General features: G+C 69.6%; 10 protein-coding genes. 4 read left to right on the top strand and 6 right to left on the bottom strand.

Features of this window, described 5'->3' with window-relative positions; all coding sequences use genetic code 11:
• Positions 1-720: MBL fold metallo-hydrolase (locus RMO97_RS17565; RefSeq protein WP_310542311.1), on the top strand; the 720-nt coding region annotated here is incomplete at its 5' end.
• Here RMO97_RS17565 and RMO97_RS17560 read toward each other — a convergent pair.
• Positions 611-1,042, bottom strand: coding sequence for a DUF6265 family protein (locus tag RMO97_RS17560; RefSeq protein ID WP_310542310.1), 432 nt, complete (start codon positions 1,040-1,042; stop codon positions 611-613). The two genes, RMO97_RS17565 and RMO97_RS17560, sit on opposite strands and share 110 nt — an antisense overlap.
• Positions 1,042-1,494 (bottom strand): tRNA adenosine(34) deaminase TadA, encoded by a 453-nt coding sequence (tadA, locus tag RMO97_RS17555; protein WP_310542309.1) that lies wholly within the window; start codon positions 1,492-1,494, stop codon positions 1,042-1,044. The genes RMO97_RS17560 and tadA overlap by 1 nt, the downstream gene beginning before the upstream one ends.
• A 12-nt stretch (positions 1,495-1,506) precedes the next feature.
• Between tadA and RMO97_RS17550 the strand changes: the two genes are divergently transcribed.
• Together RMO97_RS17550 and rsmD are read left to right on the top strand one after the other, a co-directional pair.
• A complete protein-coding gene (locus tag RMO97_RS17550) occupies positions 1,507-2,604 on the top strand; it encodes a pseudouridine synthase (RefSeq protein ID WP_310542308.1) in 1,098 nt (365 codons plus the stop codon).
• A 513-nt stretch (positions 2,605-3,117) separates the two neighbouring features.
• Positions 3,118-3,699, top strand: a complete 582-nt coding sequence (gene rsmD, locus RMO97_RS17545) for a 16S rRNA (guanine(966)-N(2))-methyltransferase RsmD (RefSeq protein WP_310542307.1) — start codon at positions 3,118-3,120, stop codon at positions 3,697-3,699.
• Here rsmD and RMO97_RS17540 read toward each other — a convergent pair.
• On the bottom strand, positions 3,682-3,957 hold the full coding sequence (locus RMO97_RS17540; protein ID WP_310542306.1) for a YjhX family toxin: 276 nt from the start codon (positions 3,955-3,957) through the stop codon (positions 3,682-3,684). The two genes, rsmD and RMO97_RS17540, sit on opposite strands and share 18 nt — an antisense overlap.
• Positions 3,958-4,341: 384 nt before the next feature.
• Here RMO97_RS17540 and RMO97_RS17535 point away from each other — a divergent pair, with 384 nt between their 5' ends.
• The gene (locus RMO97_RS17535) at positions 4,342-5,946 is read left to right on the top strand and encodes an ATP-binding protein (protein WP_310542305.1); all 1,605 of its coding nucleotides are present in this window, start codon (positions 4,342-4,344) and stop codon (positions 5,944-5,946) included.
• A 220-nt stretch (positions 5,947-6,166) separates the two neighbouring features.
• Here RMO97_RS17535 and RMO97_RS17530 read toward each other — a convergent pair whose 3' ends face one another.
• The 3 genes from RMO97_RS17530 to RMO97_RS17520 all read right to left on the bottom strand — a co-directional run.
• Positions 6,167-8,650: an ATP-binding protein gene (locus RMO97_RS17530; protein ID WP_310542304.1), complete on the bottom strand. Its 2,484-nt coding sequence runs from the start codon at positions 8,648-8,650 to the stop codon at positions 6,167-6,169.
• A 152-nt stretch (positions 8,651-8,802) separates the two neighbouring features.
• Complete coding sequence (locus RMO97_RS17525) at positions 8,803-9,738, bottom strand: 2-oxoglutarate and iron-dependent oxygenase domain-containing protein (RefSeq protein ID WP_310542303.1); 936 nt, start codon at positions 9,736-9,738, stop codon at positions 8,803-8,805.
• Positions 9,739-9,747: 9 nt separating this feature from the next.
• A partial coding sequence (locus tag RMO97_RS17520) for an NAD-binding protein (RefSeq protein WP_310542302.1) occupies positions 9,748-10,554 on the bottom strand: 807 nt, incomplete at its 5' end.

Here is a 10,554-nt window from a genome sequence, read left to right as displayed (position 1 = left end):
CCGGCCAAGGTCTATGAGCCCGCGCCCGGCGTGTTCTCCGCCGTCGGCTACGGCATCGCCAATGCGATCATGGTGGTGGGCAAATCGGGCGTGGTGATCATCGACACCACCGACAGCCTGGAGGAGGCCAGGAAGGTCTGGGCCGAGTTCGCGCCGCGGGCCGGCGGCAAGCCGGTGGTGGCCATCATCTACACCCACAACCACAACGACCACATCAGCGGCGCCTCGGCCTTCCCGCTGGCCAAGGGCGGCAAGGTGATCGCCCAGGCGACCCTGCTGCGGGAGGCCGCCAAGTGGAACGGGGTCGCCGCCCCCTCCATCGCCGCCCGCGCGGCCCGCATGTACGGCGTCTTCCTGCCCAAGGGGACGCCGGACGGCTTCGTCAGCGTCGGTATCGGCCCCTTCCTGTCGGCCTTCGGCGGCGGCGGGGCGGGGGGCTTCGTGGCCCCCAACCTGACCTTCGACCAGAAGCTCTCCATCAAGCCTGGCGGGCTCCAAGGCCGAGCTCGTCGCCGCCATGGCCTCGCCGGCGGCGATGCAGGGCGCGCTGACCTCGGGCAAGCTGAAGCTGGAGAAGGGTGGTCCGGCCGACCTGGCGGCGGTGCTGGATCTATTCCGGGGCTGACGCCCGCACATAGGTCCAGTGCTCGGCGCGCGGCTTACCTGCGACCACGCCCTCGATCCCGGCGCAGAGGTTCTGCCCGCAGCGGCGGTATATGACCCGCTGCGGGAAGTCGTGGGTCAGGTTCTCAAAGACCGCGCTGCCGGGGTCGCTGGGGATCGCCACGAAGGGCGTGGGCGCCTGACCCTGGACATGGGCCGTGAAGGTCAGGCCCGCCGGCTCCGCCGTGATGGTCATGAACTCCGAGCGTGCCGGCTTCCCCGGCCGGTTGGTCTGGCCGGCCCCGGACATCGCGCCCCCGAGCGGCGGCAGCCAGGTCTCCCGCGTCACGATCCCATCCTGCTCATGGGTCCAGGATCCCGCCATCCAGGTCAGGTCTGCAGGAGCCGCGACAGCCGCCGCCGCCAGTATCGCCAGCATCACGTGGGCTCTCCCTTCTTGCGCCGCGCCCGGAAGAAGCCCTTCAGCATCTCGGAGCTCTCCTCGGCCAGCACCCCGCCCATGACCTCCGGCCGCCAATGGCAGGTGGGTTGCTCGAAGAACCGGGGGCCATGGATCACCGCCCCGCCCTTGGCGTCGTCGGCCCCGAACACCACCCTTCCGATCCGCGCGTGGCTGATGGCGCCGGCGCACATGGCGCAGGGCTCCAGGGTCACCACCAGGGTCAGGCCCGTGAGCCGGTAGTTGCCGAGCTTTTCCGCCGCCGCCCGCAGCGCCACGATCTCGGCATGGGCGGTGGGATCGTGGCTGCCGATGGGCTGGTTGGCGCCCACGGCGATCACCTCGCCAGTGGCCGGATCGACCACCACGGCGCCCACCGGGGTCTCGCCCCGGTCGGCTGCGGCTTGCGCGGCTTCGAGCGCGATGCGCATGGTGCGAAAATCATGGTCCACGATCCCCAAGACACCCAGGACGACCCCGCAGGTCAAGGCGGCGAACGCATCGCCAAGGCCATGGCGCGGGCCGGCGTCGCCTCCCGCCGCGAGGTCGAGCGCCTCATCGAGGCCGGCCGCGTGTTCGTCAACGGCGTGCGGGTGACGACGCCCGCCACCAAGGTCGAGGCTGATGACGTGCTCACCGTCGACGGCGCGCTCGTTCAGGCCGCCGAGCCCGCCCGCCTGTTCCGCTATCACAAGCCCGTCGGCCTGGTGACCACGCACAAGGACACGCAGGAACGCCCGACGGTGTTCGACGCCCTGCCCAAGGCCCTGCCGCGCCTGATCTCGGTGGGCCGCCTCGACCTCAATTCCGAGGGCCTGCTGCTGCTGACCAATGACGGCGGCCTGGCCCGGGCCCTGGAACTGCCCGCCAGCGCCATCGTGCGCCGCTACCGCGCCCGGGCGCGCGGCCGGGTGACCCAGGAGAAGCTCGACAGCCTGAAGGACGGCATCACCGTCGAGGGCGTCAGCTACGGCGCCATCGAGGCCCACCTCGACAAGGCCAAGGAAGGCCCCCAGGGCGCCAACGTCTGGATCACCGTCACCCTGGCCGAGGGCAAGAACCGCGAGGTCCGGCGCGTGCTGGAGGCTCTGGGCCTGACGGTGAACCGCCTGATCCGCATGTCCTACGGCCCGCTCGCCCTGGGAACCCTGGCGGTGGGTGAGATCGAGGAGGTCGGGCCTCGCGTCATCCGCGAGCAGTTCGCCGACCACATCGCGGCCGGAAACCTGCCCACCGGCGACCGGGCCCAGTTCTCCAAGCCGATCGCCACCTGGGCCGGCGGCGACGTCCAGCGCCGGGGCCGCACCGCGCCGGGCGCCGGCCACCACACCGGACCTGACGACGGCATGCCGGCCAAGCCCAAGACCGTCTACAAGGCCGGCTGGGCCAAACCCACCATCACGCCGAGCCCGCACCCCAAGCGCAAGACCAAGCCGAAACCGGCCGGCCCTGTCGCCCAGGTCCGTCCCGCCGCCATCCCGCCCAGCGGGCCGGCGCGGGCCCCGCGCTCAGACGCGCGCCTGGCCGCCCTGCGCGCCTAGCCCCGTGCGCCGCGCCCGGAGGCGCCTCGGTCAGAGGCCCCGCGTCCGGAGCGCGGCCCCCGCCCCGACGCCCCACGTCCGCAAGGCGCGCGCGCGGCCCCGGCCGAGGGCCGTCCTCCGCGACGCGACGCCCCCTCGCCTGCGACACCCCGCCCGGATCGCGGCCCCCGGGCCGACGCGCCGCGTTCGGGCCCGCGCCCCAATGGCGCGAAGCGGGACGCTGTTCCCAAGCGCAAGGAAGGCCCCAAGGCCGACTCCCGCCGTCCCGACCGCTTCAAGGGCCCGCGGCCGGACGGCGGCAAGACGCAAGACGCCCGCCCCGCCGCCCAGGACGCGCCGCGCGATTTCAAGCCCAAGCGGTCTGGATCTCCGCCAGCCGCTGGGCGTCCCCCAGGCGCTGCGCCAAAGGGCGGTCCCAAGCGGCGCGGATAAGCCTCTCGGCGCCACCACCGCGCCACGGCGTTCCGGCCCGCTTCGCCGACACTCTGTTCCACTCGAGACACTGGTATCCCCATGCGCATCGTTTCCGGTGACTTTCGAGGTAAGGCGATCGTCACCCCGGCCGGCGACGCCACCCGGCCCACCTCCGACCGCGCCCGTCAGGCGGTGTTCAACATCCTGGAGCATGCCGCCTGGTCCAAGGGCCTGCGGGACCTGCGGGTCATCGACCTGTTCGCCGGCTCCGGCGCGCTCGGCTTCGAGGCCCTCTCACGCGGCGCGGCCTTCTGCCTGTTCGTGGAGACCGACGAGGCGGCCCGGGGGGCGATCCGCGAGAACGTCGACAATCTGGGCCTGTTTGGACGCACCCGTGTCCACCGCCACTCGGCGGTCGACCTGGGACAACGTCCGGGAGCGGATGGTCCCGCCTTCGACCTCGCCTTCCTCGATCCGCCCTACGCCAAGGGCCTGGGGGAGGTGGCGCTGGCCAAGCTGCGGGACGGCGGCTGGCTGGCCACCGAGGCGCTGATCGTCTTCGAACGCGGCTCGGCCGAGCCGGCCTTCCGCGTCGAGGGCTTCGAGGTGCTGGACGCGCGCGACTACGGCGCCGCGCGCGTCCATTTTCTTAGGCTCTCAGGTTCACCAACCCCGGCTTGAGGTCCGGTTGTCGAGCTGGGCCCGCAGGTTCACCAGGCCGTCGCGGGTCACCCGATAGGGCTGGCCGTTCTGGCTGGCGATCAGCCGCTTCTTCTTCAGGCTCTTGAAGACGGCCAGGTCGCAGTCGGCCAGGCGCCAGCCGTCGCGGCTGACGCAGGTCGCCCGGGCGACGCCGCCTTTGGAGTCGCGTTCAAGGATGATCTGGCCGCCTTGGGCCAGGGCGTGCAGCGTGCGTTGCTGCGCTTTGGAAATGTTCAAGGGCGTGTCCGGAACTGAGCATGACGGGACGCGCCCGCGCGCTGGCGCGGACGACGAAGGGCCATGGGCCGAACAGGCGCTCATCAAGAGCAGGAACCTTGGTCGGCGGTTAGGCCCGGGTCCCGAACACAGTCTCTGACATAATCTCCCCTTGGGTTGAGACGGCGCCATCCTAAGCCACCGCGCGGGCTCCGCAACATTCAAGGCTGCAAGGACGTAAATTCCATCTGTTCCTAAATATACTCGACTTAATCCAATAATGACAGGTACATGACAGTTATAAGACGAATAAGGGGACAAAAAGTGAGTATATCCTCCGACTGATTCACTCCGCGTTAGTTTGCGTGACCCTAAGACTTGCATATCCCCAGTACGAGGCCTTGCATGTCCGGCGTCCTTCTCGACCTTGCCCAGCCTTCAGATCCCATCACCCCCGACACCCCCGGCGCCCAGGTCTACGAGCGGTTCCAGGCCGAGCCCGACGCCCTGGCGATCGCCGTGGTGGACGCGGGCCGGCGGCCGGTGGGCCTGGTGGAACGCACCGCCTTCTTCCTGGCCATGGCCGGCCAGTTTGGCCGCGCCCTCTACGCCGGACGACCGATCTCCCTGCTGATGAACGCCGAACCCCTGATGGTGGAGGGCTGCGTCGACGTGGCCGCCTTCTGCGGCGAGGTTCTGGCCGAACGGCCCTCGGAGCTGCTGCGCGGCTTCATCGTCACCCAGGCGGGCCTCTATGCCGGGGTCGGCAGCGCGCTCTCCCTGCTGCAGGCCACCAGCGCCGCCAACCGGGCCCACGCTGATGAGATGATGGCCCTGGCCGGCGCCATGCACCGCGCCAAGCTGGAGGCCCAGGCGGCCCTGACCGCCAAGTCACAGTTCCTGGCGGTGATGAGCCACGAGATCCGAACCCCTCTGAACGGGGTCCTGGCCATCGCCGACATCCTGGCGCGCAAGCTGGCCCAGCCCGAGCTCATCCCCTATGTCCGCGGCATCCAGGATTCCGGCGAGACCCTGCTGCGCCTGCTCACCGATGCGCTGGATCTGTCGCGGGCCGACGCGGGGCGCCTGGAGCTGAACGAGGAGAGCTTCGAGCTCTCCCGCCTCACCGGCGACCTGGCCACCCTCTGGGGCGCGCGCGCCGAGCTCAAGGGCCTCACCCTCGCCATCGACTATGACGGGCCCGCAGACCAGTGGGCGTTGGGGGATGAAATCCGCATCAAGCAGGTGTTCAACAACCTGATCGGCAACGCCCTGAAGTTCACCGAGACCGGCGGTGTCGAGGTCCTGCTCCGCGTCGGCGGCGAGGGGATCCACCTGGCGGTGGAGGGCGAGGTCTCCGACACCGGTGTCGGCGTCCCCGAGGACCGGCTGGCCAGCATCTTCCAGCCGTTCAGCCAGACCGAGTCGGGCCTGAAGTACGGTGGCGCGGGGCTCGGCCTCTCCATCTGCAGCGAGCTGGTGGGGCAGATGGGCGGGACCATCGGGGCGGAGCGCAACGCGGCGGGCGGCCTGCGCCTGCACTTCGCCATCCCGCTCTTCGACCTGCCGGCGCCTTCCGAGGCCGACCCGGCGCAGGGCGCCTCGGCGACCGCCGAGGGCGGCCTGCACATCCTGATCGTCGACGACAACGCCACCAACCGCCTGGTGGCCGAAACCCTCTGCGACATGTTCGGGGCCACCACCGAGAGCGTGGAGGACGGGCTTGCGGCGGTGAGCGCGGCCGCCGGAGGCCGGTTTGACCTGATCCTGATGGACATCCGCATGCCCAAGCTGGACGGGGTCGGCGCCACCCGCCGCATCCGCGCCCTGGCCGGCCCCGCCGGGGCTGTGCCCATCCTGGCCCTGACCGCCAACGCCGATCCCTGGGACGCGGCCGGCTACATCGCCCAGGGCATGAACGGGGTGGTGGAGAAGCCCATCAAGGCCGAACGCCTGATGAGCGCCATCAACGAGGCCCTGGAGCCCGACCGCCGCGCCGCCGCGGCTTAGGGGGTGAAGACCACGCTCGGCGCCGAGCGCGTCGCTGCGGGGTTCACGGAGTATCTGGTGACGGCGATGCGGGCGTCCGCCGAGAAGACGCTCACCTGACCCAAATCCGCTCCTCCCGGCGAAGGCCGGGACCCAGATCATAAGTCATGACCTGAGCCGGAAATCCGGAATGCGGCGGATGAATCTGGGCCCCGGCCTTCGCCGGGGTGCGCGGTCTAGGTCAGGCGCTCGCCACCTGCGCCTGCGCCTGCGCCGCCACCCCGCCCCCGGCCTTCTCCGTCCAGACCTGCTCCACGACGCGCAGCAGGCCATCGGCGGTGATGGGCTTGGTGATGTGGCCGTCGGCGCCGGCCTCCGACGAGGCCTTGGCGTGCTCGGGCATGGCGTTGGCGGTCAGGGTGTAGATCGGGGTGGGATGGGCCTGCTCGCGGCCCTCCCGGCGGCGGATGGCGCGGATGGCGGTCAGGCCGTCCATCACCGGCATCTGCATGTCCATGAGGATCAGGTCGAAGCTGGACCGGGCCGCCTCGTCCACCGCCTCCGCGCCGTTCTCGACGCAGGTCAGGTCGACCCCGGCCGCGCCCAGGATCAACTCCACGACTCGTCGATTGGTGGGGTGATCCTCGGCTAGCAACACCCGCATGGTGTCGAGGTCGGTCTCTTCGCCGACGCTCGCCTCATGCTCGCCCCAGAGGTCCACGGCGCCGTGGCGGCGCTGCAGCTCCAGATCGAGCGCGAAGGTCGAACCCTCGCCGGGGATAGAGGTCGCCGAGAGCGTTCCGCCCATTGCCTCGGCCAGGGAGCGGGAGATGGCGAGCCCGAGACCGGTTCCGCCGAACCTGCGGGTGATGGAGCCGTCCGCCTGCTGGAAACGGCCGAACAGCCGCTGACGGGTTTCCTCGTCAAAGCCGATGCCGGTGTCGGAGACCTCGAAGGTCAGGTGGGTGGAGGTTTCGTCGCGCCGCGCCTTGACCGTCAGTTTCACCTCGCCGTCGCTGGTGAACTTCACCGCATTGCCCAGCAGGTTGGTGAGGATCTGGCGAATGCGCGGCGCGTCACCGTTGAAGGAGCCCTCGGCGTAGGGATCGATCTCGACGGTCAGCTTCAGCTCCTTGGCCTCCGCGCTGGCATGGAACAGCGAGGCGCAGGCGTTGACCGAGGTGGCCAGGTCGAAGGGCTCGGGGCGGATTTCCATGCGCCCGGCCTCGATGCGCGCCAGATCCAGGATGTCGGTCAGTAGGGCTTCCAGGGTCTGGGCTGAGGTCTCGATCAGGTTGACCATCTCGGCCTGGCCGGCGGTGAGCTCGGTGCGGGCCAAGGCGCCGGCGATCCCCATCACCCCGTTCAGGGGGGTGCGGATCTCATGGCTCATATTGGCCAGGAACTCGCTCTTGGCCTTGTTGGCGGTCTCGGCCTCTTCCTTGGCCTTCACCAGCTCCAGTTCGCCGCGCTTCTCCTTGTCGATATTGCGCAGCACCCCCAGCACCCGGACGATACGGCCGCGTTCGTCGCGGATCGCCTCGCACGCCGAGTAGTACCAATGGTGCGGACCATCCTTCTGCGGCATGCGGTAAACCTGCCGGAAGGGGGCGCCGCCCTCGATATATTCGTCCCAGGCGCGCCTGGCCTCGTCGCGGTCGTCCGGGTGGATGCCGCGCCAGATGTCGGCGTTCATCTCCTCGTAGGTTGAGCCGCCCGCCTCGCCCGCCTGGGGCGACTGATAGCCGGCGCCGTTCAGCTCGCGCCGCTTCCAGTCCATCTCCCACATGCGCAGCTCGCCGATCTCCATGGCGAGTTTCAGCCGCTCCTCGTTGCGCTTGGCCTCCTCCAGGGCGTCGGCGGTCCGGGTGACGTCCACGGACATGATCAGCAGGCCGCCGATCTCGCCGTCGGCCTCGCGCCAGGGGTTGATCTCCACCCTCGCCCACAGGCGGCGGCCGTCGGGCAGGTTCACCGGCACGCGGTCGTGCTGCACCTGCTGGCCCTTGAGGCAGCGGTTGTAGACCGGCGCCCAGCGATGGGTGTCGGGATAGGCCTCATACAGGCTCTGGCCGGCCACATCCTCACTCTGGCGCTCGGCGCGCCAGCGGGGGCTGGCCTGGATCACCCGCATCTCCTTGTCGACCATGCAGAGCGCCACCGGCGCGGCCTGGACGAAGGCGGAGATCATGTTGCGGGCGGCGGCCACCTCCCCGGCGGCCTTGGCGAGGTCCTCGCGGGCGTTGTGGCGCTTCCATTCGTCGGCGGCCAGGGCCGCCAGGTCGATCAGATAGTCGGCGAAATCGCGGTCAAAGGTCCTTGGCTTGGTGTCGGAGACGATGACCGCCCCCACGCCACGGCCATCGGGCAGGCGAATCGGGGCGCCCGCGCAGAAGCGGATGGAGAGCGCTCCCGTGACGCCCTTGTGGGTCTTGAATCGGGGGTCCTTGCTGGCGTCCTTGATCCAAAGGACCTCGTCGGACTCCAGGATGGCGGCGGCGAACGACTCGTCGCTGCGGACGTCGCTCTTCCAGCCCTCTGGCCTTGAGGCGTGCCAGGTCAACGCGCCCTCCACCAGAACGACGTCGCAATTTGGTGACTTGGCATAGGCCTGCGCCAAGCGCGCGATACGCGCCAAGGTTGGCCTCAATTCCGCGAGGTCCAGTCCGCCGACGGCGGCCAGACGTTCGGCTTCGCGATGCGAAACCCCGTCCTTTTTGGCCATGTCATCTCCCCTGAGCACTGGGCGGGACGATGACCCCGCAGGGTTAAATGTCCGTGACCGTCAAAAATCGACTGCCCGATCTCTACGCAGGAATGTGGGTGTGGCGCTCAACCTTTCCTGCCCCGTTTACGGGGAGGAACGGGCTGCGCCTTCTACAGCAGCTTGATCTCGCGCAGACGCTCCTTGAGGAACTCATCAGCGGTGATCGGCGCGGGGTAGCGGTCGGGATGCTGAGCATCCACGCACGAGGTCAGGGTCCTGATCTCGTAGTCGGGGTTGAAGTGCAGGAAGAACGGCGTCGAGTAGCGTGGGAAGCCGCGGCGCTCGGGCGCCGGGTTCACCACCCGGTGGGTGGTGGACGGCAGGCGGTGGTTGGTCAGGCGCTGCAGCATGTCGCCGATATTGCAGACCACGGAGCCGGCCGGCGGATTGATCGCCAGCCACTGGCCGTCGCGGTCCAGCACCTCCAGCCCGGCCTCTTCCGCGCCTAGGAGCAGGGTGATGACATTGATGTCCTCGTGCGCCCCGGCCCGGATGTTGGGGCCGTCCTTGGGCACCGGCGGATAGTGCAGCAGGCGCAGCACCGAATTGCCGTCGTTCACCGTGGCGTCGAAGAAGTGGCGGTCCAGCTTCAGATAGGTGGCGATGGCCTCCAGGACCTTTATCCCCAGCGCGTCCAGGGCGTCGTAAAGCCAGGCCACGTCGGAAACGAAGGTGGGAACCTCCACCGGCCAGACGTTCGGCGGCATCACCTCCTGATAGGGATGGCCGGGCGGCAGGTCGCGCCCCATGTGCCAGAACTCCTTCAGGTCGAAATGGGCCGCGTCCTTTGCGGTCTCGATGCCGAAGGGGGTGTAGCCCCGCTGACCGCCGGTCCCCACCACGTAGCGCGTCTTCACCTCTTCGGGCTGGGCGAAGAAGGCCTTGGTGGCGTCGGTGGCCGCGGCGATCTTCGCGTCCGGCAGGCCATGGTCGGAGATCACCGCGAAGCCGTAGCGGGCGAAACTGTCGCCGAGCGCCTGGGAGAAGCCCTCGAAGTCGGCGCCGAAGGCCTTGAAGGACACGGGAAGGATGGCGGCTTGGGTCATGTCCGCCCCTTACACCGGCTGGCGATCCTTCTCCACCCGTCTGGCGGGGGAGGCGTCCTCCTCCTCCTCCACCTCCTCCTCGCCCACCCGGCGCATCTCGGCGTTCAGCAGCCGCTCCATGGTCTCGGTGGAGTCGCGGCTGGCCAGGACATAGTTCTCCTCCTGGCCATAGGCGGGCGCCAGCTTCTCGAACAGCTTGCGGTCCAGCTTGCGGAAGGCGGCCGCCGCGCCCACCGCGCGGCGCTCGCTGAAGCCCAGGCGCATCAGGGCGCGCTTGCCCATGGCCAGGCTGCCCTCGAAGCTTTCGCGCTCCACGTCATCGGCGCCGTGGGCCAGCAGGTCATAGGCGTGCCGCCGGTCCCAGGCCCTTGAGAGGATCGTCAGGTTGGGGAAGGCCAGCTTGGCGGCCTCCACCAGCTCCACGGCCTTGTCCTTGTCGTCGATGGCCACGATCAGCAGCCGGGCCTTCTCGGCGCCGGCGGTGCGCAGCAGGTCCATGCGGCTGGCGTCGCCGTAGTGGACCTTGCGACCGAAGGCCCGCAGCAGCTCGATCTGCTCGATGCTGGAGTCCAGGGTCACCACATTGAAGTCGTTGGCGATCAGCAGGCGCGCGGCGATTTGGCCGAACCGTCCGAAGCCCGCGACGATCACCTCGGGCTCGCCCTCGTCATAGGGGATGTGATCCGGCTCCGCGCCCGGCCCGGCCTCGCGGCTCAGCACCAGCTTCTCGTAGGCCAGGAAGGCCAGCGGCGTGAAGGCCATGGAGAGCGCCACCACGGCTGAGAGCAGCTTGGAGAGCTCGGGGTCAATCACCCC

The sequence above is a fragment of the Phenylobacterium sp. genome (assembly GCF_031425575.1).
Lineage (GTDB): Bacteria > Pseudomonadota > Alphaproteobacteria > Caulobacterales > Caulobacteraceae > Phenylobacterium.
Note: the sequence above shows the minus strand (reverse complement) of the source record. Positions and strands in the feature narration are given on the sequence as shown.